Genomic DNA, 26,115 nt, shown 5'->3' with positions numbered 1-26,115 from the left:
CTATGACGCGAGGTCCGGGCCGGCGTACCGCGGGCGTCCGGCGGGGCGGTAGACCTGGCTCGTGATGCCGCTCGCGAACGCCCGGAAGCCGACCAGGTCGAGCGCCAGGTCCGGGCCCGTGGCGGGGAACAGCCGCGTGCCCTGGCCGACGACCACGGGATAGGTGAACAGGGTGATCTCGTCCACCAGGCCCTCGTCGAGCAGCCTGCGGACCAGCGCGCCGCTGCCGTGCACCTGCAGCTCACCGTCCCGCTCGGCCTTCAGCTTCCGCACGGCGTCCACGGCGTCGCCGGACAGGACGGTCGTGCCCGCCCATCCCGGGTCGGTGAGCGTGGTCGAGGCCACGTACTTGGGCCGCGCGTGCAGGGGGCCGCCGATGGGGTTGCTCTCCGGATCCGGCATCACGCCCCAGGAACCGGCGAAGATCTCGTACGTCCGCCGGCCGAACAGGAACGCGTCGGCGCGCTGGTAGATCTGCCCGAGGAACGCCTCGGCCTCACCGTCGAACAGCGGCAGGGCCCAGCCGCCGCGCTCGAACCCGCCCCTGCGGTCCTCGTCCGACTGCCCGAGTCCCTGCATCACGCCGTCGACGGATACGTTCGTGATGGTCGTCAGCTTCATGCTCGTCATCCTTCTCTTCCTCGACCCTGGGGACATCCCTCGTGGGCGCCCTCTCACACCTTCAACGAACAGCCCCGGCCCGATCCGACAGGGACCCGCCGTTTCTCCGGATCGCCGGGTTCCTCACTCCGCCGTGACCGTGGCGAGGCCGGACCGGTAGGCGGCGATCACGAGCTGGGCGCGGTCGCGGGCGTGGAGTTTCGCGAGCAGGCTGCTGATGTGGGTCTTGATCGTGTTTCCCGAGAGGTGGAGCGAGGCCGCGATCTCGTCGTTCGACAGGCCCCGCGCGATGAGGACGAGCACGTCGGTCTCGCGTGGGGTGAGCCGGTCGCGCAGCGAGGACGCGGGCGGTTTCGCCGCACCGGCGGCGGGGGCCGTGACGTAGTGCTCGACGAGCTTCTTCAGCACCGACGGGGCGAAGAGCGCCTCGCCGCCGTGCACTCGGCGGACGGCGTCGAGGAGCGCCTCCGGGTGGGCGTCCTTGAGGAGGAACCCGCCGGCCCCGGCCCGGAGCGCGCCGTACACGTACTCGTCGAGCTCGAACATCGTGAGCACGACGACCCGCACGGCCGCCAGGGCGGGGTCGGCGGTGATGCGGCGCGTGGCGTGGATCCCGTCGCCGTCGGGCATGCGGATGTCCATGAGGACGACGTCCGGTGCGAGCTCCCGGGCGGCGCGTACGGCTTCGGACCCGGTGGCGGCCTCGCCGGCGACGCGGAGGTCGGGCTGGCTGTCGATCACGATGCGCAGGCTCTTGCGCAGCAGCGGCTCGTCGTCGGCGAGGAGCACGCTGATCGGACGGCGGTCAGGGCCCGGCAGGCCGGTCACGGCCGCCCGCCGAGCGGGATCTCGGCGCGGAGGCGGAAGCCGCGCCCCGCCGGGGACGCCTCCAGGGTGCCGCCGTGGGCCGCGAGTCGTTCGCGCAGCCCGGCGAGCCCGTACCCCGCCCCGGGTTCGGGTTCGGGTCGCCGGCCCGGTGCGGGGCCGTCGTCCTCGACGCCGACGGACAGCGCGCCCGCGTGCCTCGTGACCGTGAGCCGCACCGTGGTCGGTCCGGCGTGGCGGAGGGTGTTGGCGAGGGCCTCGCGGACGACGGCGCAGGCCGTGAGCTGCGCGCCCGCGCCGATCGGGTGCCGGTCGCCAGACCCGTCGAACACGTCGCCGAGCCCCGCGGAGGCGAACTCGACGATGAGGCCGTGGCGCTCGGCGTCCTGGACGACGGCGGGCAGCGCGTCGAGGGTGTCGGCGGGGCGCAGCGGCGCGGGACCGTCGCCGGGGGTGCGGAGCAGGGTCAGCATGCGGCGCAGCTCCGCCGTGGTCTCCCGCGCGACGCGCTCGACGTCGAGCATGGCTCGCCGCCGTTCGGCGTCGGCGTCCGGGCCCGCGAGGTAGCCGGAGGCGGCGGCGCGGACCGTGATGACCCCGAGGCCGTGGGAGGTCAGGTCATGGAGGTCCCGGGCGATGCGGAGGCGCTCCTGGGCGATGGCGCGCTCCGCCGACCAGGCGGCGAGCCGTTCCTCGTAGTCGCGCTGACGCGCCCGGGAGCGCCGCGCCGCCCATCCGAGCGCCGCGAGCGTCACGATCAGGCCCGACGCGATGACGGCGGCGAGCAGGAAACCGCCGTCCGCGTCCAGGGCCACCGCCGCGGCGAGGGGCACGAGCGCGAGGCAGACGACCAGCGCCCAGGCGCGCGAGCGGGCCCGTACGGGGCGCTTTCGCGCCTGGGCGCCGGTCGTCGTCATGCTCTCAGCGTACGAGCCGGTCCCGGAGACCGCCTCGTACCCAGGGGTGAGGCACGAAGGGGTGAAGCTCACCGTCAGCGGTGATCCGCGCCCGGCGCGGCTGCGATGGCATGGAGGCATGGCATCCACCAATTCCGCTCCGGCTCGCTTTACGGCGACGCTCTCGGCCGAGCTGCGGAAGGCGCGCTCGTTCCCCGCGATCCCCCGTACGCTGCTGCTCGGCGCGCTGGTCGTGCTGGCGGCCACGGCGTTCGGCATGGACCAGCTGGCGCGGTTCCGCGTCCAGGGGCGCGGCGGCGAGCTCGCGGGGATGAGCGGCACGGACTGGTCGCTGACGCTCCTGCACTACGGGCAGGCGATCCCGATCCTGCTCGGCGCGTGGGTGTTCGGGCAGGATCTCCCGGCCGGACCCCGGCGCACGGCGTTCCTGGCCACGGCGGGCCGGGTCCGGCTCGCCGTGGCGAAGCTCCTCACCGTGGCGTCGGCCGCCCTCGCCGCGGGCGTCCTGTGCTCCCTCGCGGCAATCATGCCGCTCCTGGCCTCCGGCGGCGGCCCGGTACAGCTCCTCCCGTACGGCTGGCTGATCGGCTACTGGGTGTCGGTCGCGCTCGTGGCGGCGGCGCTCGTCGCGGCGACCCGGAGCCTGCTCCTCGGGGTCGTCCCCGTGCTCGTCTGGACGATCGGCGCGTCGGATCTTCTCGCCGCGCGGTTCCCGTTCCTGGGCGGGGCGCTCGACCAGGTGTTCAAGTCCGCGTACATGCAGGCCGGCGCCGCGCCGCCGGCCTCCTGCCTCATCGCCGCCGCGCTCCAGGTGGCGGCCGCCGTCGCCGTCGGGATCGCCGTCCACCGGCGCCGCGACGTCCGGTGACGCCCGGCGCCCACGTCTCGTCGAAGGGAACCCGTACCATGATCGACGTCACCGCCGTGACCAAGAGGCACGGCGCGATCGTCTCCGCCGACCGCGTGAGCTTCACCGCCCCGGCAGGCGCCGTCACGGGCCTGCTCGGCCCGAACGGGGCCGGGAAGTCCTCCGTCCTGCGCATCATCTGCGACCTCGATCGCGCCGACTCCGGTACGGCGACCGTGTGCGGCCGCAGGTACCGCGAGCATCCCGTCCCGATGCGCGTCGCCGGGGCGCAGTTCGAGGGGTCCGGCGCGCATCCGTCCCGCCGGGCGATCGACCACCTCCGCTGGGTCGCCCGGACGAACCGCCTCCCCGACCGCAAGGTCACCGAGGTCCTCGAGACGGTCGGCCTCCAGCCGCGCGACTGGAAGCGCCGCGTCAAGGAGTACTCCCTCGGCATGCAGCAGCGCCTCGGCATCGCGACAGCGCTGCTGGGCGACCCGCGGGCGCTCATCTTCGACGAGCCGGCCAACGGCCTCGACCCCATCGGCATCCAGTGGCTGCGCGGACTTCTCACGGGGCTCGCCCGCGACGGCAGGACCGTGCTCCTCAGCTCCCATCTGATGAGCGAGACCGAGATGGTCGCCGACCGGGTCGTGCTCATGGACCGCGGCCGTGTCATCGGCGACGGCGAGGTCGGCGAGCTGGTCCGCGCCCACGGGTCGCTGGAGACGGCGTTCTTCGACCGTCTCGAACGCTCGCGCCGGCAGGACCCCACCCCGGGGGCCGCCCGATGAGCTTCTTCGACGTCCTCCGCGGCGAACTCGCCAAGGCACGCACCCTCCGGCCCGTCGTCCGGGCGGTTCTCTCCTCCGTCGCGCTCTCCCTGGCGTACTGCCTCATCGAGGCGTCGCCGGATCTCGGGTTCACCACCCCCGAGACCGCCGGCGTCCACGCGCTGGCGAACCTCTCCTTCCTCGCCGCGGTCGTCGGCGTGCTCGTCGTCTCCGGCGAGCACGCCGGGGGCCAGCTCACCACCACGGTCCTCGCCGCGCCGCGCCGCGGCCGGGTCCTCGCCGCGAAGCTCCTCATCGCGTCCGGCCTCACCACGGCACTCGGGCTCCTGCTCGCCGTGCTCGTCGCGACCCTCGTGCAGGCGCCTCTCGGCGACCGCTCCGTCTGGACGACCGGGAACGGCGGAACGCTCCTGGCGAGCCTGGCGCTCGGCGTCGTGTCGTGGACGGCGCTCGGCCTCCTCAGCGCGTGCGCGGCGTTCCTCGTCCGGTCCCAGACCGCCGTCCTGACCGGGATGATCGTGCTCACTTTCGGGGGCGTGCCGCTCATGATGGCCCTGCCCGTGTTCCAGTACCTGCCCGCCAGTGCCGCCGTCCTGCTGTTCGTTAACCGTGAGCAGCAGACCTCCGACTGGCTCAACCCGCCGGACCTCACCGTCGCGGGGGCCGGCGCGACTGTCGCGCTCTGGTGCGTCGCGGCCGTCGTCTCGGCCGCGGTCGTCTTCGTCCGGCGCGACGTCGGCGCACGGCAGGCGGTCGTGGAGTAGCGGATCATCCGTCCGCACGGCGTCCTCCCCTGGTCGACCTCGTACGGCGGGCCGCGGCCGTCATGGGTGACGGCCGGTGCCGGCCGGGTTGTCGGCGAGCACGCAGGCGACGGGCGGGTCGAGGTCGAGGGTCTCGACCCGGAGGCGGGTGAAGCCGGCCTGGGTGAGCAGGTCCTGGAGCTCCTGGGCGGCCCGGGCCGTGGTGTCCCGGTTGGCGCCCGGGCTGCGCGGCTGGCTGACGAGCGCGATGCGCCCTCCGGGCCGGAGCAGGCGGCGCAGCTCGGCGAGCCGCTCCACCGGGTTCGGCCAGAACCCTGCGGAGTTGACGGCGAGGACGGCGTCGAGCGGGTCGCCGAAGCTCGGCAGCCGCTCCACGGAGGCCTGTGTGAGGCGCACCCGGCGGGCGCGGACGGCGGCGGCGTTGCGGCGGGCGGCCTGCCGGACCATGGTCAGGGAGTGGTCGACGCCGAAGACCTGGCCGTGGGTGGCCCGGCGGGCGAGCTCGGCGATGGCGATGCCGGGACCGAACCCGATCTCCAGCACCCGGTCGGTGGGCCGCACGTCCAGCAGTGACACCGCCCACCTGTTGCGCTGCCGGTTGGAGGGGCGAAGGGCGAACATCCAGCTCGTCGCCCACCCGACGACGCCTCGGGGGCGATGGGCCTGGCCCACCAGGTATCTGATCACGCGCTGCTTGAGAGACGTATCCGCTGTTCGCATGATCGCCAGTCAACGGCTTCAAGTATGCTTGAAGTCAATGGGCGAGCAGTTGACGATCGGCGAGCTGGCGAGCCGCACGGGTGTCGCCACCTCCGCCCTGCGCTACTGGGAGGAGTTCGGCCTCCTGCCGGCGCCGGCCCGGATCTCGGGCCGGCGGCGTTACCCGCCGTCGGCGGTCGAGCTGGTCGGCGTGGTCCTGCTGCTGCGCGACGCCGGCTTCACGCTGCGGGAGATCAGGGCGTTCGTCGCCTCACGCGCACCGGCCGACGACGGATGGCGCGAGCTCTACCGGCGCAAGCTCGCCGAGCTGGACCAGCGGATCGCCCAGGCCCAGGTGGCGCGCACCGCCATCGCCCACGGCCTGGCCTGCCCGCACGAGGACCTCTTCGAATGCGCCAACTTCACCGGCGGGATCGCGGCGCTCCTGGCGGGATCCTCGCTCGAAGAGGCCCACGACGAGATCCACTCGCATCCCTGACCGGATGAACCCTTCAGGCCGCCGGCGCGTCCCTCAGGTATGAAGGGATCACGTTGGACCGTCATCGCGTTGCTCGCGGCGTTGTGCGCCTGCGGTCAGCCCGGTGCCGGCGCGGCGCCCACGGCGGCCGGGACCGAGACGATCGTGTTACCGAGGGCCGATCAGCCCGCACCGCATCGGCCCACCCTGGAACGGCTCGAACGAGAGGCTGCGTCGTCGGGCCGTCCCTTGGAGGAAATCGTCAAACGGTACGCGACCCGGCTGGCCGCCACCTCGTCGCCCAAACCGACCGACTTCGACGGGTACGACCCCGCGGTGACCGAGCCGGACGTGACGATCGACGGCATCCCCTACGCCGAACTGGTCGACCTCGTGAACGTCGCCAGATCGCAGGGCATCTCCTACGAGGAGGCCATCGACCGCTTCGGCTCACAGACGGCCAACAACCGGGTGCTCGACAAGCTCCACAAGGAGTTCCCCGGCGAGCTCTCCGGCATCAGGTACGTCGACGTCCACCGAGGGCTGCGCATCGGCTTCAAGGGGCGCGTCCCGGCTCGCGCGATCGAGCTGGCCAGGACCCTTCCCACGGAGGTCACGCTGATCGGCGGCAAGGGATTCTCGTCCGCCGACCTCCAGCAGGCCCACGACACGGTCGTCACCTGGCTCCGTTCCCGGCCCGAGGTGGCCACGATGACCTCGCACACGGATGAGGAGACCGGCCAGGTCAAGGTCACGATCCAGCCGAAGGCGATGCCGGACGACGCAGACGAGTTCGAGCGCGGGCTGCAGCTCCCCCGGCCGGACAATCCCCGCATCACCATCGAGGTGACGCTCTCCGCCGATCCGGTCGCCGTCCGGCCGCTTCGCGTGCAGTCATGACGTTCTCCTCGGCGTACTGGTGCCGCGCAGGTGGCTCATGCCGGGGACGAGGAGCAGGCACGGCGGGATCACCAGCACCAGCCCCGCGGCGGTCAGCAGGACCGCGCCGGTGCCGGCCAGGTCCGTCAACGGCCCCGTGAGAGCCTGGCCGAACGGCATGAGGCCGAAGGTGCTGAGCCAGGCCAGTGACGTGGTCCGGCCGATCAGGTGGCCGGGCACCTCGCGGTACATCGCCACGTCCCAGCACAGCGCGTACGTCTCGACGCCGAACCCGGCCACGAGGTAGCAGCAGAACAGGACCCAGACCGCGGGCGCGTACAGCAGGCCGAGCGGGACGAGCGCGTACGACGCCATCGCGCACATGGCCACGACCCCCGGCCGCCTCGGCCGCCAGGCCATCATCGTGACGCTGCTGATCAGCCCGCCTGCGCCGTAGCAGGCCAGGGCCGTGCCGTACGCCGTGAAGGAGCCGAACGCGTCCCGGCTCAGCACGGGCAGGAGCACCTGGCTGGGCGCGATCACGAACATGAGGCTGACCGGGGAGAACAGCAGGAGCGCCGCCAGCCACGGCCGCCGTCCGGCGTCGGCGAGCCCCGCCACCGCCTCCTTCGGCAGGGAGCGGCGGGCCACCGGCGTCCACGGCGGCTCGGCGACCCACCGGAAGGCGAGCGCGCTCGCGGCGAACGCCACCACCGCCAGCACGAAGGCAAGGGCCATGTTCGCTCCGGCGAGCAGCGTGCCGGCCACCGGGCCGGTGATGACCCCCACCCGGGTGCAGATGTTGACCAGCGCCCGGCCGGAGACCCGCTGATCCTCCTCCAGCGCCCCCGCCAGGATCGCGTTGAACGCGGGCCGGACGAACGCCTCCGCCGCGCCGATCACGAACATGACGGCGGCCGGCCACACGCTCCCGGTCACCAGCAGGGGGACGCCCGCCGCGACCGCGTCGACCGCAAGCATGACGGCCAGGATCCGCCGCCTGGGCAGCCGGTCCGACCAGACGCCCCCGACCAGGAGCAGGCACAACGACGCGACGCCCTTGGCGGCGAGCACGACCCCGACCGCCGACGCGTCGCCCCCGGCGCCGAGCACGGAGACGGTGACGGCGACCGCCAGGACCTGCTCGCCCACCACGAACCCGAGCTGGGCCAGGGCGATCAGCCGGAAGGCCGGACTGCGCAGCGCCGTCAGATCGATGCCGCCCCCAAGGCACGTCCGTCATGGTCCGGCCGCGGTGGGCGGGCCATGATCGAATCTGCTAGTGTCTGCTTTCCGGTCGGATGTTGATTCCGGCCGGAAGGTCTATGTATGACCACTATCAAGGCAACCGTGCGGCCCATCAACGCCGCGGACCGCCCCATCATCGAACGCCTCTGGCTCATGTTCCGCCACGACATGGCGGACTTCCAGGGCGGGCTGCCCAGCCCCGACGGCACCTATCACAGCGACCGGCTGCGCACGGCGCTCGAGGACGACGAGTGGACGGCGTACCTGTTCACCAGCGGGGACCGGCCCGTCGGGTTCGCGTTCGTGCGCGCCCTGTCCGGCCCGGCGCGGGTGCTCAACAGCTTCTTCGTGGTACGCGGCGCGCGCCGTTCCGGGGTCGGGATGGAAGTCGTACGCGAGGTGATCTCCCGGCATCCGGGACCTTGGAGGATCGCCTTCCAGGAGGCCAACACGGCGGGCGCGGCGTTCTGGCGTCGCGTCGCCACGGAGATCGCCGGTGACGCGTGGAAGGAGGAGCCCGCGGCCGTCCCCCCGGACGTGTGGATCTCGTTCACCGCCCCTGACCAGGGCCAGTAGAGCGATTGAGCGAGACCCCGCCGGCGGCTGCCGGCGGGGTCTCGCCCGCATCCCCCAGATGGCTGATCAGCCGCCGCACAGGCTGTGCCAGCGGTTCACCCACTCGATGTTGGTGACCACCGAGCCCCAGTTGCGCCAGCCGCCCGGCATGGAGCCGGCGTCGGCGCGGCCGTAGTGCAGGCACTTGCGCTGCTTGCTGCTGAGCTCCGGGCCGCTGCCGCTGTCGGTGTGGTACTGGTAGGTGACGATGACGTGGTCGGCGCCGTTCGGCTCGGGCGCGCCGTTGTTGAAGAAGGAGCGGATGCCCGAGACGTTGCCGCTCCAGTTGCCCGCCTTCTCCAGCTTGAGCGTGCCGGTCAGGCCGGAGCCGCTGTAGAAGCAGACGTAGCCGTAGTTGCAGTCGCCGGCGTCGTCCGCGCTTGCGGCGGGCGCCATCGCGAGGCCCAGAGCGGCGGCGGTCGCTCCGGCGGCGGCGATGCTGATGATGCGTCGAAGGGTCATGCGGATGAAGCTACGGATGACCGCTTTGGATCGACTTTAGTTCCGCTGTGCCGAGGGGGAATCCCGGCGATCGTGAAAGCGCCCTTGTCCTCGTGACGCCCGGTGGGTGGTGGCGAGGGCAGCGGCGCGCACATTCTTGGGCCGAGCGGTCACCTTCGTCCCCTGCGCTCCGTCAGTGCAGCAGTGATCCAGCATTGGAACCGAGAAGGGACAACCCCGTGACCACCACCCAGTCGCGTCTGCCGAACCCCGCCGTGCTCGTCCCCGAGCTCAAGGACATCGGCGGCGCCCTGTACAAGGCCACCGGCAACGGCACGATCCCGCAGACCACGATCAGTCTGGTCCAGCTGCGCGCCGGTCAGCTCGCCGGCAGCACGTACCTGACGGTCCTGCACACCGGCAACCTCCGCAAGGCCGGCGCCGCCGAGGAGAGCATCACCGCCGTGGCCTCCTGGCGCGACGCGCCCTACTTCACCGACGCCGAGCGCGTCGCACTGGAGCTGGTCGAAGCCGTGCTCACGCCGAACCCGGCCGGCGAGCGCGTCCCCGACGAGCTGTACGCGAGGGCGTCCGAGCACTACGACGACCAGGCTCTGGCCACGCTCATCATGGCCATCGGCCAGGTCTGCTTCTTCCTCCCGCTCGCCCTCATCGGCAAGCCCCTGCCCGGCGTGTCACCGGCGGAGCAGTGGCGGCAGTAGCGCCCCTAGGCGGTGACGTCGTGGGTGTACAGCCAGGAGGTGCCGCGTTCGTAGAAGTGCCGTAGGGCCACCGGCATGAGGAGGTTACGCAGCCGGCGGGCGACGGGACCGGCGATCTTGGCGTCGCGGTTGGCGGCGGCGGACCTGACCATCTTGGCGATGCGGGCCCGGCGCCGCCGGGCGTAGTCGGCCAGGGCGTCGGGGACGTCGGCGCGCTCGAGCGCGCTGGCCAGGAGACCAGGTTGAACGTCCCGGGCTCGGCGTCGGGGCCGTCGGCCACGCCGGAGGCCGAGTACAGGCCCGCGTACGCCGGCTCAGGGCGGCGGGGTCGAGGATGCGCCTGGTCGCCGACCTGCTCCTCCACGGCCTCACCGGCCCCACGGACCCGCCCGCCTGAGCCCGGGGCGCGGGGCTCTTGACCTTGACGTAACGTCAAGGTCTTTCATGAGGGCCATGAAGATCCGCTCTGATCGGCGCCACGGCGTCCGGCGTGTCCCGCGGGGCAGCCTCGATCTGGCCTACGTGCGCTCGGGGCGGCGGGGGGCGACGCCGCTGCTGGTGATCCCGGGAGGACCGGGGCTGGGCTCGGTCGTCCCGTATCGCCGGCTCAGGCGCCTGGCCGCCCACCGGGGATTCGACGTAATCATGGTCGAGCACCGGGGCGTCGGCTTCTCCCGGCGTGACCGTACCGGCATGGATCTGCGGTGGGAGGATCTCACCGTCACGGCGGCGGTCGAGGACCTGGTGGCGGTGCTCGACGCGTGCGGCGTGGACCGGGTCGTCGTCTACGGCACCTCCTACGGCGGCTATCTCGCGCAGGTGCTCGGCGCCACCCATCCGGAGCGAGTGTCCGGCATGGTGCTCGACTCCACCTACGCCTCGGCCGACGACTTCGACCTCTGCCGGGCGTACCTGCGAAGGCTGCTGTGGGACGGCGACGAGCCCGAGACCAGGGGCGTGGCGGCGGCGCTGCGCGCCCTGGTGGAGTCGGGCAAGGTCACGGACGAGGACACGGCCGTCGTGGTCCCGCTCGCCTACGAGCTCGGCGGGGTTCCGCTGCTGTCCAAGCTGCTCATGGCGGTGGACAAGGGCAGGCGCAGGCTCTGGGACCGGCTGGCCGCCCTGGTCACCGGCGAGACGACCCGGGTGCGCCCGTACGTCATGGAGTTCGACCTCGCCGGGGTGATCAACTTCCGCGAGGCCTACACGCTGAAGCCGGACGGCCTGCCCCTGGACCCCGCCCTGCCGTACGCCTCCATCGCCGGCCGGTTCCCCGCCTTCACCGGCGAGCCCGTCGACGCGCCCGCCGCTCTGCGGAGCTTCACCTGGCCTGTCGCCGTCGTGTCCGGAGCCAGGGACCTGCGGTCCATACCGGCCGTCGCGCAGCGGATCAGCGAGCTGACTCCCCACGGCGTGCTCGTGCCCTTCGACGGGCTGGCGCACAGCATCCTGGACAACCATCCCGCCGCGGCGCTGGCCGTCGCCCGCACGGTGACGGAGGAGGACCTGCGTCTGCTGCCCGCGCGGACGGCTCGCCTGGCCGCCCTCCCCGGCCGAGGCAAGGCGGCGCTCGCCGGCCCGCTGATGAACCTCATGCTGACCGGAAGCGCCTGAGGCCGGCGCGGCGAGGTCAGGCGCGCGGCCCCAGGAACAGGCCGCCGCTGGCGTCGACGACCTGGCCGGTGATCCAGCGGGCCGCGTCGGAGGCGAGGAAGGCGACCACGTCGGCGACGTCGTCGGCGCTGCCGAGGCGGTCGAGTGCCGTGGATCCGGCGATGAAGCCGGCCAGGCCGGGCGCGTCGAAGACGGCCGCGTTGGCGGGGGTCCGGGTGGCGCCGGGGGCGACGGCGTTCACGGTGATGCCCCGGACGCCGAGCTCGTTGGCCAGGGTCAGGCTCATGGTCTCGATCGCGCCCTTGGTCATGGCGAAGGACGTCTGGGCGGGGTTGGCCATGCGGGTCGCGACGGACGAGATCGTGACGATCCGGCCGCCGTCGCGCATCAGGGGCAGGGCGCGCTGGATGATGAAGTACGGCGCCCGTACGTTCACGGCGAACAGGTGGTCGAACTCGGCCCGCGTCGTGGCGCCGAGCGGACCGGCGGGCTGCGCGGCCGCGTTGTTGACCACGATGTCGAGGGGCCGCCCGGCCAGAGCGGCCTCGACTCCCGCGAAGAGCTCGTCGACGTCGCCGTCCACCCCCAGCTCGGCCCGGACGGCGACGGCGGTCCCGCCGTCGCGCTCGATCCGGCCGGCCGTCGCCGTCGCGCCGTCCGCGTCCGTGCCGTAGTGCACGATCACCATCGCTCCCCTGCCCGCCAGCCGGGTCGCGATCGCCTGGCCGATGCCGCGCGAGGCGCCGGTCACCAGGGCCGTCCTGCCGATGAGATCACTCATGTCCACCACTCCTGACTGTTAGCGACTACCGATTTGGTAGTGACTATCACGATGGTAGTGTCTAACACATGCCGGAGCAGCACTCAACCCTGCGAGCACGACGACGGGCCCAGACGCGCCGCACGATCCAGGGGCACGCGATACGGCTGTTCAGCGAACGCGGCTACGACGCCACGACCATGAACGACGTCGCCGACGCGGCCGGCGTCTCGCCCATGACCGTCTACCGGCACTTCCCCACCAAGGAAGACCTCGTGCTCGTCGACGAGCACGGCAGGCTCATCGCCGAGCGGATCGCCGCGTCACCCGCCGGCCTGCCCCTGGTCCGCCGCATCGGCGGCGCGCTCGTCGACGCCGCCACGGCCCTGACCGGCGACGACATGGCAGCGGACCGGCAGTTCCTGCTCGCCCGCCTCCAGCTCATGATCTCCACGCCCGCCCTGCGGGCCAGGCACCTGGACAACCAGTACGCCCTCCAGCAGGCCATCACCGGCGCCCTGGCGAACGATCCCGCCGACCCCGACGCGGCGTTCCGGGCCCAGGCGGCGGCCAGCGCCTGCCTGGCCGCCCTCCACACGGCGATGGTGCGCTGGGCCGAGGACGACGGGCGGACCGACCTGCCCACCCTGATCGGCAGGGCCCTCGCGGCCGTCTTCGGCGACGACGTCGTCGTCAGCCCAGCACGATGACCGGCCTCACAGGAACAGGAAGCCGACCGCCGCGGCGGCGATGAGCGTCCCCAGCAGGAGAGCGAGGGCGATCTCCCGGGTGTCCGCCCGTCCTTCACGCCTGATCCAGGCCAGATAGACGGCTGTCGCGGGGAGGGAGACCACACTGGCGGTGACGGCCCCCGGGGAGTATTCGCCGAGGGCGACCCAGGCGCCGAGGTGGAACAGGGCGTTCATGGCGAACTGCCATTGGAAGGCGGTCGCCAGCACCACCCATACGCCGTGCCGGCCCTGGCACATGGCCCGCCAGGAGGTCGCCAGGACCAGCAGGACGAGCGGGATGTGGTAGGCGGCGAACATGCCGGTGGTCTCCGGGCCGAAGTGCCGGGTGGCCCAGGCCGCGAAGCCGGGCAGTTCCTCCAGCGTGTGCACGACGTAGACGCCGAACGGCAGCAGGAAGGGAAGGACGCCGCCGATCGGCGCGACCTCGCGCGAGCCTTCGTTCACAGCGGACATGGCCACGGGATACCTCCTGGGGGTTTGCTGAGCTGGGCGGCCAGACTATGAGGAATCCCTCGCTTTTTGTACTCGCTTCTGAGGGCGTCCGACGCCCCCGCCCGTTCGCCCCATCGCCCCAGGAAGACGCCGCGTCAGCAGCGCGCCTGGGAGACCCGCCGGCGCATCGCGGAGGCGGCGGCTCGCGTTCTCGCCCAGTACGACGGATCGCGTCGCCGAGGAGGCGGGCCTGTCCTGTTCGAGCAGATCATCGACCGCTTCCGCCAGGCCGAGGGCGCGGGCCGGCGTCCTTGAGCGATCGGCACAGGATCCGCCCAGCGCGTCCGGCCGACAGGCAGCGCTACCGCCGGAGGTAGCGCAGGCGGTATGGATCTTGCTGCGCTCGCGCTGCCAAGCTCGACCCGGTGGGGCGGCCGGCTCAGGAAGAGCTCCGCGAGACCCGTCTTGCGAGGGCCTGCCCCATCCCGAGTACGCAGGAGGAATCATGCGCAAGCTGAAGATAATGATCACAGTGGCCGGCTTCGGTATCGCCGCCGTCGGCGGTGGAGTGCTGCTGACCGGGCCGGTCACGTACGACGGCGCCGCCGGCGAGCCGGGAGTGGCCGTGACGCGCACGGCGGAGACCGGGCTGCTGGCCGGCAGCGCTTCGAGCACCCCGGACATCATCGCGGGCAGGCATTCCAAGGCTGCCGGGGAAAGGGTGAAGAACTGGGTGTAGCCGGTTCCTGAGGCACGGTCTCGGCGCGGCGGCGCGCCGAGGCCGTGTCACCCGCGTGTCGCAATTGACACCATTTGCACCTACTTGGGGTTATTGGGCTCTCCTGTGCGGGCAGGGCTTCAGGAGCAGTAGCGAGCGGACAACCCGGGAGGAGTGGCCGTGCTCACGCTGACCACCGACGCGGTCGCGGCGATCCGCGATCTGACCACACAACCCGAAACTCCGCCGGACACCGGGCTGCGCATCGCGGCCTCCTCCACCAACGGCTCCGACAGATCTCTGGAGCTGTCGGTCTCGGGCGGCCCGCACCCGGAGGATCAGATCCTCGAGGCGGAGGGCGTACGGGTGTATCTCGAACCGAGTGCCGCCTCGTTCCTGGAAGACAAGACCCTCGACGCGGAGATGGAGGACGACCGCCCGTCCTTCCGGATCATCCCCCGGACCTAAGAGCGCGGCCCAGGCGAGCCCGTCCCGCGCCGGTCGAACTCGTCGGGCGTGCGGACCCCGTCGTCCAGGACCGCCGTGTAGATGTCGTAGCTGCTGACACGCGGCCCGCCCCGAGCCGCCAGGGCACGTTTGATCAGCAGGATCGCGGCCCGGCTCTCGTCGGTGAGGCGGGGTCGCAGCGTCCGGAGGTGGACGGTGCTGGGCTGGCGGTCGGGCTGGTCGATGAACCAGACGTCCAGGTTCCAGTCGTTGCCGTCCGGGGCCCGGTAGTGCACGCCGAGATAGACCCCGTCGGGATAGCGCGGATCGACGTTCCACGCGCCCGTGTCGTCGCGGATCTGCACCTGGCGTACCCGGGGGTGCAGGACGAGGCCGGCGCCGAGGCGTGAGATGTCCGCGATGGTGTGCTCGTCGAGTGCCGCGCAGGTCACGTCGATGTCCAGGTCGCGGGCGACCATCAGGCCGAGCGCCGCGCTGCCCACCCGCACCGGCGCGCCGATCTTCCCGAGGGCCGCGGCCAGGCCCAGATCGTGATAGGCGGCGTCCGCCGCGGCTTGCAGCTCCCTCTGTTCGCGCAACAGTTCGCCGGTCACGACGCAAGGCTACAAGCGGTGCGGCGTGCGCCGTGACATGACGATGACATGGCGCTGACCCGGCGCGCACAAGGCCGGTCGATAGTGAAGGGGCCTGAATCGAAAAAGGAGAATGCCTTGCGCAATGGCCGAGAATGGGACCGGCGTTCGCTGCTGCGGGGCGCCGCCGTACTGGCCGGTGCTGCGGCGACCGCGCCACTGGCGGGCGGCGCGGCGCCGGCGCTGGCCGGCGGCGGTGACGCGGACGCGCTGTTCCGGGCCGGGGAGTTCGAAAGGGCCGGCCGCGCGTACGAGGAAATGCTGAAGAAAGACCCGGAGAATGTGCACGCGGCCCGCCGGCGCGGTTATGTCGCGCTGCTGTCCAACCAGTTCCAAGACGCGGAGAAATATCTCAGGAGAGCCGTCGAGCTGGCGCCCGACGACAAGGAAGCCAACCATTTCCTGGCCGACTGTTACACCCGGCAGGACAAATTCTCTCTCGCCGTGCCGCGATGGCGGGCCGCCGGTGAGGAAGGCTACGCCACGTTGTTCGCGGCGTTCCGCGGCGAGCCGTACCAGATCCACGGCGACGTCGGGCGGGTGCCGTGGCGGCAGCTCGACCCGGCGCCGATGCTGCAGGCGTCGCTCAACGGCGGACCGCCGATCAACCTGTCGTTCTACACGCGCGTCGCGCAACTGGGCGTGTCGCAGAAGGCGGCGGAGGACGCCGGGATCCGCGCCGTGACCGAGGACAAGCTGGAGTACGAGGGCAGGACCATGACGATCTGGTCCGGGATACTGGACTCCTTCGAGCTGGGCGGCATCGAGCTGCGCAACATCCCCGTGGGCTGGTCGGACGACGACGGCCCGGGCATCGGCGACGGACTGATCGGCACGTGGATCCTGTACCACTTCCTGACCACCGTCGACTACGCCGGCCGGTCGCTGATCCTGCGCCGCCGGACCCCCGAAACGGCCAGGGCGGCCCGCGCCGCCGCCGTACGGTCCGGCGCCGAGCCGCTGCCGCTGTGGCTGGCCCCCGAGCACCTGCTGTTCACCCGGGGCAGCGTCACCGGCGCCGCCGGGTCCGGCCCGCGCGTGGTGGCCCTGAACCTCGGCGGGACCGGCGAGATGGCCGTGAGCATGCCCGCGGACACGGTCGAACGGTTGCGGATCCGTACCGACCACGACCGCCCGGTGGAGGCTTTCGCCGGCGGGCAGCCGGTCGTCAGCCATCCCTGCTACCCGGAGGAGGTCCGCCTCGGCAACGCCGCCGCCCACGACGTCTACTGCTACGCCGACGACCGGCCGGCGCTCGGCCGAGAGGGCTTCGACGTGCACGCAAGCTTCTCGCACAGCTTCTTCAAGCCCTACCACGTCACCCTCGACTTCACCGGCATGACCGCCTACGTCGCCCGGGGCCGCGCCACACCGTGAACGGGCCCGGCATCAACCGATCGGTTGATGCCGGAATCCACCACCCCGCTCTCCGCCCGGACGATCCGCCGCCCCGGCATCCGGGCGAAGCTCGAGTCATGCCAACCACCCGGGAGCCCGCTCTCCGCACCACCGGACTCCGCAAGGTCTTCGGCGACCACGTGGCCGTCGACGACGTCGGCCTCACCGTGCCCGCCGGATCGTTCTACGGTCTGGTCGGGCCCAACGGCTCCGGCAAGACCACCACCCTGGCCATGTCCGTCGGCCTGCTGCGCCCCGACGCGGGCAGCGCCGAGATCTTCGGCGTCGACGTCTGGCGTGACACCGTACGCGCCAAGGAGCTGATCGGCGTGCTGCCCGACGGCAACGCCATGCCGGAACGGCTCACCGGCCGTGAGGTCCTCACCTACCTCGGGCTGCTGCGGGGCATGGAGCCGGCCGTCGTCGCCGAGCGCGCCGACGAGCTGCTCCGGGTCCTGGAGCTGGACTCCGCGGAGCGGACGCTGGTCATCGAGTACTCCACCGGCATGCGTAAGAAGATCGGCCTGGCCATCGCCCTCCTGCACGCGCCCCGCCTGCTCGTCCTGGACGAGCCCTTCGAGGCCGTCGACCCCGTCTCCGCGGCCACGATCAGGACCATTCTGCGCAGGTTCGCGGGCAACGGCGGCTCGGTGATCATCTCCAGCCACGTCATGGCCCTCGTCGAACAGCTCTGCGACCACGTGGGCGTCATCTCCGACGGCCGCGTCGTGGCCGCCGGGCCGCTGGCCGACGTACGCGGCGGCGGAAGCCTGGACGACGCCTTCGTCGATCTCGTCGGCGCCCGCACCGGAGGAGCGGAGGGGCTGGCATGGCTCACCTCCTGACCCCCGCCCCGGTGGCCGCCCAGCACATGATCCGCATGCGACTGGCGATCATGCGCAACTCCCTGCGCGGTGACGACGCCGCCAACCTCACCGCCGGCGTCTCGCTCGGGGTGCTCCTGGCCATCGGAACGATCGCCGTCGCCGTCCTGTGGCCCGCCTACCTGCCTCTCACGCTGGCCGGCTGGCTCTCCGGCTGGATCTTCGGCCCCCTCCTCTTCGGGGGCGGCAGCGAGGCTCTCCGCCCCGAGTACTTCTCCATGCTCCCGGCCACGCCGCGCCAGATAGCGGTGGCGCTGCTCGCCGGGGCGTTCGCCGGCCCCGCGCCCGCCGTCAACCTCCTCGCCCTGATGTCCCTGCCCGTGTACGGGTGGCGCTTCGGCCCGGTCGGAGTGCTCGTCGGCCTGGTGGCCGCGGTCACCACGCTGATCATCATGGTGATGATGTCCCGCGTCTTCGTGGCGCTCATCGGGCTGTTCGTCAGGTCCCGGCTCACGGCGACCACCGTCGGCGTGCTGATCGGCACCGCCATCGCCCTGTGCAGCAACGGCTGGGCGCTCGTGGCGGCACTGGGCGGCACCGACACCGCCGCGTGGTTCGAGACCGTCTTCCGCGTCCTGCCGTCCGGTTGGGGCGTGGCCGCCGTCGAAGCCTCGTGGCCCCTCGCCCTCGCCATCCTCGTCGCGGGCGCCGGCGTGATCGGCCTCCTCCTGGCCGTCTGGGCCCGGCTGCTGTCGCGGCGTGTCGTCTCAGCCGTGCGCGGCGGTGTGCCGTCCCGCCGAAGCACGCACCGGCCCCTTCCCGCCACCACCAGCGGCGCCCGGATCACCGCCGCCAAGGAACTGCGCGCCTGGTGGCGCGACCTCGTCCGCATCCAGCTCCTCGCCACCGCCTTCTCCTACGCGATCGTCACGCCTCTCCTGCTTCTCGCCATCGACGCGTGGATCATGGTCCCGTTCACCGGGCTCATCGCGATCGTGATGGCCGCCTCGGCCTCGGCCAACCTCTACGGCGCCGACGGGACCGCCCTCTGGCTCACCCTCATGACCCCGGGCGCGGAACGCTCCGACGTCCGCGGACGCCAGCTCGCCTGGCTCCTCGCCGTCGGGCCGCCCGCGGTGCTCCTCTCCCTGGCCGGCACGCTCGTCAGCGGCGAGAGCTGGGCCTGGCCGTGGGTGCTCGGCCTGCTCCCCGCCTTCCTCGGCGGCGGCGCCGGGCTCATCGTCCTGCTCGGCGTCACCTCGCTGGTCCCCGGCACCGACCCGCACAAGCGCGGCGGCAACCCGCTCAGCACCGGCGCCGACGAATCCGCCGAGACCGGCATCGCCTGGCTCGTGCTCATCGCGGTCCCCACCACCGCCCTGCCCGCGGCCGGCGCCATCCTGTATCACCCGCTGGCCGGCATCGCCGCCGGTCTGCTGACCGGCGCCCTCAGCATGTGGGGATTCGGCAGGATCGCCTACCGCAGGCTCGAGTCCCGCGGGATCGAGCTGCTCAACCTCATGAAGCACGGCCCGGCGCCCACGCCCGACAAGCCCTCCACCGCGGACCTCCCCGTCCAGCACCGCGTCGGCGTCATGATCTGCCACCTCATCGCCTGGCTTCCCCTGTTCCCCCAGGGGGTCGTGCCCCTGTTCATGAAGATCTTCGGCGTCGAGGGCCCCTCGTGGTTCCTCGCCCTTCATCTCCCGTCGATGTGGCAGTGGCCCACGATCATCGCCATGATCGCCACCGGGTTGCTCATGTACGGCTACGCCTTCCTGATCCCCATGCGCCTAAGCTCTTCCTCAACGCCCACTACCAGCTGATATCCGTACGTTTCCCGAGAGGAGGGCATGCTCCGGATGAACGACCCCTTCCCGCTCTCCCCTTGGGAACGACGCTTCGAGAACGCCGTTGAGATCGTCCCCTACGTCACCCTCGCCGTCTCCCTCGTCATCAGCCTGGCCTCCCCCGACCAGCCTCCGGGCGGGATCGCCCGCACCCTCGGGCTCGCCGCCCTGGCCCTCGCCTGGATCGCCGGAACCCGTGCCCTTCTCCCCGCCGCCGTGCGCCGGCGCCGGATTCACGTCACCGTTCACTTCCTCGGCGTCCTGGCCACCGCCGCGCTGCTGACCTTCCACGACCCCATCTTCGTCATCTACTGCATCTCCGGCTTCTTCCTCGCCGCCCACTTCGCGCCCTCCAGGTGGACCTTCGCCGCCGTCGCCACCACCTCCTGCATCCTGTACGGGTCGACGCTCGACTGGAGCCAGGCCACCCTCCAGCTCATCGCCTTCTACCTGGTGATCATCGCCGTGCAGACCATCGCCATCGGCGGCGGCTCCATCGCCGGCCTCAAGATCGAGGAGCGGCAGCGCAAGTACCGGAAGGCCGCCAGCGACCTGCAGACCGCGATGGCGGAGAACGCCGACCTCCACGCCCAGCTCCTGGCCCAGGCCCACCAGGCCGGGATACTCGACGAGCGCCAGCGCATGGCGCGCGAGATCCACGACACCCTCGCGCAGGGCCTCACCGGCATCATCACCCAGCTCCGCGCCGCCCAGCGCGTCGAGGATTCCGACGCCCACATCGCCCGTGCGCTCACCCTCGCCCAGGACAGCCTCACCGAAGCGCGCCGCTCCGTCTCCGCCCTCCAGCCCCACCAGCTGGAGGACGCCCACCTGCCCGAGGCCATGACCACCCTGGCCCGCGGCTGGTCCGAGAGCACCGGCGTCGACCTCCACGTCGAGGTCACCGGCGACCGCGTCCCCCTCAGCCCCGCCATCGAGGTGACCCTCTTCCGCGTCGCGCAGGAAGCCCTCACCAACGTCGCCAAACACTCGGGCGCCACCCGCGCCGGCCTCACCCTCTCCTACACCGGACCGGTCGTGCTCCTCGACATCCGCGACAACGGCACCGGCATCCACCACCCCAACAGCGAAGGATTCGGACTCAGCAGCATGAGACAACGCGTACGCGGCGTCGGCGGCTCCCTCGAATTCGAGACCACGCCCGGCGAGGGCACCGCCGTCAGCGCCACCGTCCCCGCCATCCAGGGGGACCGGCGATGATCCGCCTCCTCATCGTGGACGACCACCCCATCGTCCGCGACGGCCTGCGCGCGGCCTTCGACGCCGAACCGGACATCGACGTCGCCGGCGAGGCCGCCAACGGCCGCGAAGGCGTCGAACGCGCCGCCGCCCTCGACGTGGACATCGTCCTCATGGACCTGCGCATGCCCGAGATGGACGGCGTCAGCGCCATCACCGCCCTGCGCCGCTCCCACCCGCACATCAAGGCCCTCGTCCTGACCACCTTCGACGGCGACTCCGACGTCCTGCCCGCCATCGAAGCCGGCGCCACCGGCTACCTCCTCAAGGACGCCCCCACCGACGAGCTCCTGCGCGCCGTCCGCGCCGCCGCCGCGGGCGAGCCGGTCCTGTCCCCCTCGGTCGCCGGCCGCCTGATGGGCCAGGTACGCCGGCCGGCCAAGGCCGCGCTCACCGACCGCGAACTCCAGGTCCTCACCCTCGTCGCCGACGGCGCCACCAACCGCCAGGCGGCCGCCAAGCTCTTCATCAGCGAGGCCAGCATCAAGACCCATCTGCTGCACATCTACGACAAGCTCGGCGTCCGCGACCGCGCCGCCGCCGTCGGCGAGGGCTACCGCCGCGGCCTGCTCGGCTAGTTAGCCGCGTTCAGGAAGTCCCGTACGACGTGCCGGGCGATCTGGCTGCCGAAACCGCCCCAGACCAGGTCGAACTGGTGGTCCGCGTACGGGATCTCCACGAGTTCGTGCCGCACCCCGGCCTGGGCGAGGCGGGCGGCGAAGTCCCTGGTGTACCCGGCGGTCTGGAGAATGTCGCGGCCGCCCTGGATCAGCAGCGTCCGCGGCAGCCCGGGCCGGAGGTACGTGCTCGGCGACGCGCGCTTCCAGTCCTCGTCGGCCAGCGGCCACGTCTCCTCGGCGAGCTGCCGCCGTACCGTCTCCGACAGCCGGAACGGCGAGGGCACCTCGGCGGTCGCGTCCCCCGGCGCGAACCAGGCGATGACCGCGTCCGGTCTCACCTCGGGAACGTCGCAGGACGGCGGCAGCTCGGCGGCCGTGGCGTAGGCGGCGAGCATCGACAGGTAGCCGCCGGCCGACTGGCCCATCAGCGTGATGCGCGCCGGGTCGGCGCCGTACCGCTCGGCGTTGCGCACCACCCACCCGAGCGCGCACTTGACGTCGCCGGGCGAGGACTTCCAGTCGTACGGCCGGAAGAAGCGGTAGTCCACGTCGAACACGACGTACCCCGAGTCGGCCAGCCAGGCGTCCCACCGGGGGAACGGGCTCTGCGGCGCGTCCTGCGCCCCGCCGTGCACGTTGACCACGACGGGAAGCCGTCCGGCCCCGGGCGCCGCCTCGGGCCGCCAGACGTCGAGCATCAGGTCCTCGCCCCCGGCGCGGGCGTAGCGGACCGTCTCGTCGGGGCCGCGTCCGGCGGAGGTGGACAGCCCGTCGAGGTATCCGGCCAGGCTGAGCGGCACCCCGTACGCGCGAGCCGTCCCCCATGCGGAGACCGCCGGGAGGAGAGCGGTGACGAGCATCGCCGCGTTGACCACGGCGAGCACGACCGCGACCCGGCGTCCGGAGGGTCGTCGTGCGGCGAGCCACGCGAGCACGACGCCCACCACCGCGATCACCGCGAAGACCAGGCTGAACTCCAGCACCAGCAGCCCGATCGCCCACAGCTCCAGGCTAGGCATCGGCAGCAGCGCCGTGGCGGCCGCGGGCAGCAGGATGACGGCGACCAGCCCCGCGCCCGCCATCGCGAGCCGGCGTTCCCACGATCGTCTCTTCTCGCGCCGATCGGCCATGCGTGCCTCGCTTCACAGGATCGAATACGACCGTATTTAATACGACTGTACCCGGAAAGCGGGAATGCGCGACACTGGAGGCGTGCCCAAAGTCGTCGATCATGATGAACGCCGTCGCCACGTGACGGCCGCCCTGCTCCGGATCACCGAACGCGAAGGTCTGGAGGCCGTCAGCGTCCGCACGGTGGCGGCCGAGGCTGGCTGCTCCGTGGGCGCGGTGCAGCGCTACTTCAGCACCAAGGACGAGATGCTGCACTTCGCCCTGCGCACCGTCGTCGAGGCGGAACGGGAACGCATCCGGCACATCCGCCTGGGACCGGCCGGGATGCCGTTCCCCGACGCCCTGCGCGCCACGCTGCTGGAGCTGCTCCCCCTGGACGCCCGGCGCGAGGGCGAGGCGCGCATCTGGGCCGCCTTCTACGCCAGGGCCGCCGTCCACCCGGAGTTCGCCGCGGTGATCGACGAGCTGAACCGCGAGGCGCGAGACAACCTGCGCGCCGCCTTCGCGTACGCCGAGTCCGTCGGCGAACTGCGACCAGGACAGGACCACGACGCGCTCGCCCAGCTCGTCCTGGCGATCATGGACGGGCTGATGTGGTCCATCCTGATGCGTCCCGGCGGCGTCCACCGGGATCACCTCGCCGCCGTCGACACCGCGGTGCGCCTCGTCACCGGCAGCGCGAGCAGCCCGGCGCCGCCGTCCTGAAAAGGCCGCCATCGACGCCGCGGGGCGGGTGGGTGTTGGATGGAACGGATGATCGACACACCGCTGGAAAGGCTCCGCGCCGCCACCCGGCGCGCCCGTGACCTGGCAGGCGCGGACGACGCCCCCGCGTTCGACCCGTTCCCCCTGCTCGAAGCCCTCCACCACCACGGCGCCCGGGCCGTCGTCATCGGGCAGGTCGCCGGCATCATGCACGGCTCCACCGAACCGACCCGCGACCTGGACCTGCTCTGGGACGGCGACCCGGCCCACGCCCCCGCCCTGACGGCCGCGCTCACCGCCGTCGGCGCCCGGCTCATGGACGAGAGCGGCAGGCCCCTGCCGACTCGCCCGGACTCCCTGCTCCGGCCCAAAACGCAGTTCACCTCGGCCGGGGCCGACGGCGACTGCTGCACCCCGGCGCTGGCCTGGGGCGGCCTCCAGGTCGGGGACTGCCTCGACCGCGCGGCCGTCGCGGCCGGCCCGGACGGGCTGGTGGTCCGCTACGTCTGCCGGGAGGACCTGATCCGGATGCGTCGCGCGCTGGGCCGCCCCAAGGATCTGCGCAGGGCCGACGAGCTGGACGCGCTCCCGGGCTGACGGGCCCCGCGCGGCCGGGCGGTGACGGGGCCGGGCGTTCTGTGTAGCGTCACGGTCATGGGGCTGGATCCAGGTCCCCGCGCGGTTCTGGTGCCCGATCTGGGCGACGAACTGGCCGGGGCCGTCGGGCGGCTGGAGCGGCTGTTGCTGTCCCTGCGGGCCGCTGAGCGAGCCGGGGCGACGCTGCCGGAACCTCTCGCGGACGGCGCGGCGCTGGCCGCGCTACGGCGGTTGTGGCGGGCGGTCGCGCTCACCCAGGGACGCCGGGCGGTCGAGGCGCGCCTGGCCGGGCGGGTCTACGCCTCGTGCGGCCGGATCGAGCACGTGCCGCTGCGCCTGGTCGACGTCGACCCGGTCGACGTGGCCACCCTGTCGGCGGCCGCCGCCGCGCTCGGCGCCATCGCGCTGCGCGAGCCCGAGGGCGGCGGCGTGCCGGCGAGGGGCGACCTCGTGGCGGTGGCCGCGCGGATCAGCGGCCTGCTCGACCTGGCCGACACGGCCGAGTCGATCGTGCTGCGCGAGTATCTGGCCGCCGCCGGGCCGGGCGGCGACGTCGTGCTCACCTCGGCCGTGGAGGAGGCGTACCGGATCACGGCGGCCCGGCTCGACACGATGTGGCCCCGGGGCCATTCACTCACCTGATACCGAGGCCGCTCGGGGCAAAAGCAGCAATGGCGGCGTTCGCCGGTCGGCACTGATTAGCGTTTTCTCATTTCAGTTAGCCAAATCAACGCCAGGGGCAGACCGAATACGGCGGCCGCCTCCCGACATTCGTCCCCTCCCGCGAGCGAAGGACACTGCTGTGCAATTCGATTTCGCCATGGCATTCGGCGCTTTTGCGGTGGCCCTGATGATCGGGCTCACCGGCATGGGCGGGGGCGCGCTGATGACGCCGATGCTGGTCACGTTCTTCGGTGTGTCACCCATGGCGGCGGTCTCCAGTGACCTGGTGGCCGCCGCGGTGATGAAGCCGGTCGGCAGCGCGGTGCACTACCGCCGGGGGACCATCGACCTGCGGCTGGTGGCCTGGCTGTGCGCGGGCTCGGTGCCCGCCGCGTTCGGCGGCGTGCTGGTCGCCAGGGCCCTGGGGGACGGCGAGCGCGTCCACGACGTGATCGAGATCGCCATGGCGGCGGCGCTGCTGATCGCCGCCGCCACGCTGGCGCACCGCAGCTACAGGGCCGCGCTCGACAGGGTCGGCCGCAGCGGTGGCGGAGCGCCCGCCGGACACCGTGCGCGGAGCACCGCTCCGCTCCGGGTGCGGCCTGTTCCCACCGCCGCTGTCGGCGCGCTCGGCGGGCTCGTCGTCGGCATCACGTCGGTGGGCTCCGGCTCGCTGATCATCGTCGCGCTCGTGGCGCTCTACCCGATGCTCAAGGCCAACCAGCTGGTCGGCACCGACCTGCTGCAGGCCGTACCGCTGGTGATCTCCGCCGCGATCGGACACCTGCTGTTCGGTGACTTCAGGCTGGAGATCACCACGGCCCTGCTGGCCGGCTCCCTTCCCGGCATCTACCTCGGGGCGCGCATCTCCTCACGCGCCCCCGCCGGGCCGCTGCGCCTTCTTCTGACCTTCCTGCTGCTGGCCTCCGCCGCGAAGATGTCCGGCCTCGGCCCGGCCGCCGTGACGGCGGTCGTCCTGGCGGCCGTCGCCGCCACGCTGGCCGTATGGCTGGTGATCCATCGCCGGTACGGCGTGCCGCTCCGGAGGCGGGCGGCCGAGGAGCGGGACGCCGTGGAGAGCTCGTCGGCCTGACGACGCCGGGGCGGATCGCGGCTGACGATCATGGCCGGGCTGGACGACGCCGGCACCGCGATATGTCGAGTGCGTGGGCCTGACCGGCGGCTGCTGCCCGCCCGGGTTGACCGCCAGCAGCATCCCGGCCACGCCCACCAGCGTGACCAGCACGGTCAGCGGCGTCAGCGGCCGGAGCCCGCGAGCCGGCCGCCGTCCCGTGGAGTGCGCCACGCGGCCGAAGGTCCACGCCAGCACGCCGGCGGCCAGGGCCACCACGCCCAGCAGGGGAGCCGCCTTGAGCAGGGTGACGCACAACGCGATCAACGACATGCCGGTGCGGATCCAGGCCAGGTGGGTGCGTTCGCGCGCCAGGCCCGGGTCCGGTCCCGAGGCATCGGTCCCGCCGTCACGGGGAGCGGAACCCGCCATGTCAGCCCTGCCTCAGCGCGAGGACGCCGGCGGCCACCGCCACGCACATGAGGACGAGGACCAGGATCCGGGGCAGGGGCGAGCTCGGCAGCGGGCGGCCGTGGCGCAGCGCGCGCTGGTTGCGGCGCCACTCCAGGTACGCGCCGCCCGGCAGGAGGGCGCCGAGAAGGATCAGGGGAAGCGCCAGCAGCCGCCGGCCCCCAGGCGCCCCGGCGAACGGCGGCAGTAGCTGCACGATCGCGAGGCCCGCGACGACCAGGGCGAGCGCGGTCCGGTTCCACGCCAGCATCGTGCGTTCGTTGGCGAAGGTGAAGCGCACATCGGGCTCCGAACCGCC

The 26,115-nt window shown here is 72.4% G+C and carries 32 protein-coding genes and 1 pseudogene; 20 read left to right on the top strand and 13 right to left on the bottom strand.

Annotated elements, in window-relative coordinates; translation table 11 throughout:
* The 3 genes from AB0J53_RS19875 to AB0J53_RS19865 all read right to left on the bottom strand — a co-directional run bounded on the left by AB0J53_RS19875 (window position 1) and on the right by AB0J53_RS19865 (window position 2,363).
* Window positions 1–621 carry a dihydrofolate reductase family protein gene (locus tag AB0J53_RS19875; RefSeq protein WP_364174095.1) on the bottom strand — a complete coding sequence of 207 codons (621 nt, stop codon included), beginning with the start codon at window positions 619–621 and terminating at the stop codon, window positions 1–3.
* A gap of 123 nt (window positions 622–744) precedes the next feature.
* Window positions 745–1,449: a response regulator transcription factor gene (locus AB0J53_RS19870; RefSeq protein ID WP_364174092.1), complete on the bottom strand. Its 705-nt coding sequence runs from the start codon at window positions 1,447–1,449 to the stop codon at window positions 745–747.
* The gene (locus tag AB0J53_RS19865) at window positions 1,446–2,363 is read right to left on the bottom strand and encodes a histidine kinase (protein ID WP_364174090.1); all 918 of its coding nucleotides are present in this window, start codon (window positions 2,361–2,363) and stop codon (window positions 1,446–1,448) included. Before AB0J53_RS19865 ends, AB0J53_RS19870 begins: the two co-directional genes overlap by 4 nt.
* A 118-nt stretch (window positions 2,364–2,481) precedes the next feature.
* On the opposite strand from AB0J53_RS19865, the gene AB0J53_RS19860 reads away from it, so the two are divergent.
* From AB0J53_RS19860 to AB0J53_RS19850, 3 genes are read left to right on the top strand one after another with little or no spacing between them, the layout of a single operon-like run.
* A complete protein-coding gene (locus tag AB0J53_RS19860; RefSeq protein WP_364174087.1) occupies window positions 2,482–3,231 on the top strand; it encodes a hypothetical protein in 750 nt (249 codons plus the stop codon).
* A 38-nt stretch (window positions 3,232–3,269) separates the two neighbouring features.
* On the top strand, window positions 3,270–4,004 hold the full coding sequence (locus AB0J53_RS19855; protein ID WP_364174084.1) for an ATP-binding cassette domain-containing protein: 735 nt from the start codon (window positions 3,270–3,272) through the stop codon (window positions 4,002–4,004).
* The gene (locus AB0J53_RS19850; protein ID WP_364174082.1) at window positions 4,001–4,768 is read left to right on the top strand and encodes a hypothetical protein; all 768 of its coding nucleotides are present in this window, start codon (window positions 4,001–4,003) and stop codon (window positions 4,766–4,768) included. Before AB0J53_RS19855 ends, AB0J53_RS19850 begins: the two co-directional genes overlap by 4 nt.
* Before the next feature lie 60 nt (window positions 4,769–4,828).
* Here AB0J53_RS19850 and AB0J53_RS19845 read toward each other — a convergent pair whose 3' ends face one another.
* Complete coding sequence (locus AB0J53_RS19845; protein ID WP_219502792.1) at window positions 4,829–5,455, bottom strand: methyltransferase domain-containing protein; 627 nt, start codon at window positions 5,453–5,455, stop codon at window positions 4,829–4,831.
* 70 nt (window positions 5,456–5,525) lie between these two features.
* Here AB0J53_RS19845 and AB0J53_RS19840 point away from each other — a divergent pair, with 70 nt between their 5' ends.
* On the top strand, window positions 5,526–5,966 hold the full coding sequence (locus AB0J53_RS19840) for a MerR family transcriptional regulator (RefSeq protein WP_364174079.1): 441 nt from the start codon (window positions 5,526–5,528) through the stop codon (window positions 5,964–5,966).
* 228 nt (window positions 5,967–6,194) lie between these two features.
* Complete coding sequence (locus tag AB0J53_RS19835; protein WP_364174076.1) at window positions 6,195–6,845, top strand: hypothetical protein; 651 nt, start codon at window positions 6,195–6,197, stop codon at window positions 6,843–6,845.
* Here AB0J53_RS19835 and AB0J53_RS19830 read toward each other — a convergent pair.
* The gene (locus AB0J53_RS19830; RefSeq protein ID WP_364174818.1) at window positions 6,840–8,027 is read right to left on the bottom strand and encodes an MFS transporter; all 1,188 of its coding nucleotides are present in this window, start codon (window positions 8,025–8,027) and stop codon (window positions 6,840–6,842) included. The two genes, AB0J53_RS19835 and AB0J53_RS19830, sit on opposite strands and share 6 nt — an antisense overlap.
* 126 nt (window positions 8,028–8,153) lie before the next feature.
* On the opposite strand from AB0J53_RS19830, the gene AB0J53_RS19825 reads away from it, so the two are divergent.
* The gene (locus AB0J53_RS19825; RefSeq protein WP_364174073.1) at window positions 8,154–8,648 is read left to right on the top strand and encodes a GNAT family N-acetyltransferase; all 495 of its coding nucleotides are present in this window, start codon (window positions 8,154–8,156) and stop codon (window positions 8,646–8,648) included.
* Window positions 8,649–8,714: 66 nt separating this feature from the next.
* On the opposite strand, the gene AB0J53_RS19820 is transcribed toward AB0J53_RS19825, so the two are convergent.
* Window positions 8,715–9,149 (bottom strand): hypothetical protein, encoded by a 435-nt coding sequence (locus tag AB0J53_RS19820; protein ID WP_364174070.1) that lies wholly within the window; start codon window positions 9,147–9,149, stop codon window positions 8,715–8,717.
* Between the two features lie 218 nt (window positions 9,150–9,367).
* On the opposite strand from AB0J53_RS19820, the gene AB0J53_RS19815 reads away from it, so the two are divergent.
* Window positions 9,368–9,850, top strand: coding sequence for a carboxymuconolactone decarboxylase family protein (locus tag AB0J53_RS19815; protein ID WP_308125683.1), 483 nt, complete (start codon window positions 9,368–9,370; stop codon window positions 9,848–9,850).
* Window positions 9,851–9,855: 5 nt separating this feature from the next.
* Here AB0J53_RS19815 and AB0J53_RS19810 read toward each other — a convergent pair whose 3' ends face one another.
* Window positions 9,856–10,002, bottom strand: a complete 147-nt coding sequence (locus AB0J53_RS19810) for a hypothetical protein (RefSeq protein ID WP_364174066.1) — start codon at window positions 10,000–10,002, stop codon at window positions 9,856–9,858.
* A 301-nt stretch (window positions 10,003–10,303) separates the two neighbouring features.
* Here AB0J53_RS19810 and AB0J53_RS19805 point away from each other — a divergent pair, with 301 nt between their 5' ends.
* Window positions 10,304–11,464 carry an alpha/beta fold hydrolase gene (locus AB0J53_RS19805; protein ID WP_364174063.1) on the top strand — a complete coding sequence of 387 codons (1,161 nt, stop codon included), beginning with the start codon at window positions 10,304–10,306 and terminating at the stop codon, window positions 11,462–11,464.
* 16 nt (window positions 11,465–11,480) lie between these two features.
* Here AB0J53_RS19805 and AB0J53_RS19800 read toward each other — a convergent pair whose 3' ends face one another.
* Entirely contained in the window at window positions 11,481–12,245 is a 765-nt protein-coding gene (locus tag AB0J53_RS19800) for an SDR family oxidoreductase (protein ID WP_364174060.1), read from the bottom strand.
* Window positions 12,246–12,313: 68 nt separating this feature from the next.
* On the opposite strand from AB0J53_RS19800, the gene AB0J53_RS19795 reads away from it, so the two are divergent.
* Window positions 12,314–12,934: a helix-turn-helix domain-containing protein gene (locus tag AB0J53_RS19795; RefSeq protein ID WP_364174057.1), complete on the top strand. Its 621-nt coding sequence runs from the start codon at window positions 12,314–12,316 to the stop codon at window positions 12,932–12,934.
* A gap of 6 nt (window positions 12,935–12,940) precedes the next feature.
* Here AB0J53_RS19795 and AB0J53_RS19790 read toward each other — a convergent pair whose 3' ends face one another.
* Window positions 12,941–13,429 (bottom strand): HXXEE domain-containing protein, encoded by a 489-nt coding sequence (locus AB0J53_RS19790; protein ID WP_364174054.1) that lies wholly within the window; start codon window positions 13,427–13,429, stop codon window positions 12,941–12,943.
* A gap of 484 nt (window positions 13,430–13,913) precedes the next feature.
* Here AB0J53_RS19790 and AB0J53_RS19785 point away from each other — a divergent pair, with 484 nt between their 5' ends.
* The gene (locus tag AB0J53_RS19785; protein ID WP_219502813.1) at window positions 13,914–14,147 is read left to right on the top strand and encodes a hypothetical protein; all 234 of its coding nucleotides are present in this window, start codon (window positions 13,914–13,916) and stop codon (window positions 14,145–14,147) included.
* A 159-nt stretch (window positions 14,148–14,306) separates the two neighbouring features.
* On the top strand, window positions 14,307–14,594 hold the full coding sequence (locus AB0J53_RS19780) for a Fe-S cluster assembly protein HesB (RefSeq protein ID WP_364174051.1): 288 nt from the start codon (window positions 14,307–14,309) through the stop codon (window positions 14,592–14,594).
* Here the strand turns inward: AB0J53_RS19780 and AB0J53_RS19775 are convergent.
* Window positions 14,591–15,187 (bottom strand): hypothetical protein, encoded by a 597-nt coding sequence (locus AB0J53_RS19775; protein ID WP_364174048.1) that lies wholly within the window; start codon window positions 15,185–15,187, stop codon window positions 14,591–14,593. The genes AB0J53_RS19780 and AB0J53_RS19775 overlap by 4 nt on opposite strands.
* 117 nt (window positions 15,188–15,304) lie before the next feature.
* Between AB0J53_RS19775 and AB0J53_RS19770 the strand changes: the two genes are divergently transcribed.
* The 5 genes from AB0J53_RS19770 (at window position 15,305) to AB0J53_RS19750 (ending at window position 21,136) form a co-directional block, all read left to right on the top strand.
* Window positions 15,305–16,603: a tetratricopeptide repeat protein gene (locus AB0J53_RS19770; protein ID WP_364174045.1), complete on the top strand. Its 1,299-nt coding sequence runs from the start codon at window positions 15,305–15,307 to the stop codon at window positions 16,601–16,603.
* Window positions 16,604–16,701: 98 nt separating this feature from the next.
* Complete coding sequence (locus AB0J53_RS19765) at window positions 16,702–17,469, top strand: ABC transporter ATP-binding protein (protein ID WP_364174042.1); 768 nt, start codon at window positions 16,702–16,704, stop codon at window positions 17,467–17,469.
* The gene (locus AB0J53_RS19760) at window positions 17,454–19,274 is read left to right on the top strand and encodes a hypothetical protein (protein ID WP_364174039.1); all 1,821 of its coding nucleotides are present in this window, start codon (window positions 17,454–17,456) and stop codon (window positions 19,272–19,274) included. The genes AB0J53_RS19765 and AB0J53_RS19760 overlap by 16 nt, the downstream gene beginning before the upstream one ends.
* A gap of 36 nt (window positions 19,275–19,310) precedes the next feature.
* Entirely contained in the window at window positions 19,311–20,519 is a 1,209-nt protein-coding gene (locus AB0J53_RS19755; protein WP_364174036.1) for a sensor histidine kinase, read from the top strand.
* Entirely contained in the window at window positions 20,516–21,136 is a 621-nt protein-coding gene (locus tag AB0J53_RS19750; protein ID WP_364174033.1) for a response regulator transcription factor, read from the top strand. Before AB0J53_RS19755 ends, AB0J53_RS19750 begins: the two co-directional genes overlap by 4 nt.
* Here the strand turns inward: AB0J53_RS19750 and AB0J53_RS19745 are convergent.
* Window positions 21,133–22,308 carry an alpha/beta hydrolase gene (locus AB0J53_RS19745; RefSeq protein WP_364174030.1) on the bottom strand — a complete coding sequence of 392 codons (1,176 nt, stop codon included), beginning with the start codon at window positions 22,306–22,308 and terminating at the stop codon, window positions 21,133–21,135. The two genes, AB0J53_RS19750 and AB0J53_RS19745, sit on opposite strands and share 4 nt — an antisense overlap.
* A gap of 82 nt (window positions 22,309–22,390) precedes the next feature.
* On the opposite strand from AB0J53_RS19745, the gene AB0J53_RS19740 reads away from it, so the two are divergent.
* From AB0J53_RS19740 to AB0J53_RS19725, 4 genes are all read left to right on the top strand, one after another.
* Entirely contained in the window at window positions 22,391–23,014 is a 624-nt protein-coding gene (locus tag AB0J53_RS19740) for a TetR family transcriptional regulator C-terminal domain-containing protein (protein ID WP_364174027.1), read from the top strand.
* Window positions 23,015–23,062: 48 nt separating this feature from the next.
* Complete coding sequence (locus AB0J53_RS19735; protein ID WP_364174024.1) at window positions 23,063–23,611, top strand: hypothetical protein; 549 nt, start codon at window positions 23,063–23,065, stop codon at window positions 23,609–23,611.
* A gap of 57 nt (window positions 23,612–23,668) precedes the next feature.
* Window positions 23,669–24,253 carry a hypothetical protein gene (locus AB0J53_RS19730; protein ID WP_364174021.1) on the top strand — a complete coding sequence of 195 codons (585 nt, stop codon included), beginning with the start codon at window positions 23,669–23,671 and terminating at the stop codon, window positions 24,251–24,253.
* A 178-nt stretch (window positions 24,254–24,431) separates the two neighbouring features.
* Window positions 24,432–25,367, top strand: a complete 936-nt coding sequence (locus AB0J53_RS19725; protein ID WP_364174018.1) for a sulfite exporter TauE/SafE family protein — start codon at window positions 24,432–24,434, stop codon at window positions 25,365–25,367.
* A 207-nt stretch (window positions 25,368–25,574) separates the two neighbouring features.
* Here AB0J53_RS19725 and AB0J53_RS19720 read toward each other — a convergent pair.
* A pseudogene (locus AB0J53_RS19720) lies at window positions 25,575–25,778 on the bottom strand (DUF202 domain-containing protein); the annotation flags it as partial.
* A 1-nt stretch (window position 25,779) separates the two neighbouring features.
* Window positions 25,780–26,097 (bottom strand): DUF202 domain-containing protein, encoded by a 318-nt coding sequence (locus AB0J53_RS19715; protein WP_364174015.1) that lies wholly within the window; start codon window positions 26,095–26,097, stop codon window positions 25,780–25,782.
* Window positions 26,098–26,115: the final 18 nt, after the last annotated feature.

Origin of the sequence: Nonomuraea sp. NPDC049725 (assembly GCF_040674795.1) — a bacterium.
GTDB classification, from domain to species: Bacteria; Actinomycetota; Actinomycetes; order Streptosporangiales; family Streptosporangiaceae; genus Nonomuraea; species Nonomuraea ceibae.
Note: the sequence above shows the minus strand (reverse complement) of the source record. Positions and strands in the feature narration are given on the sequence as shown.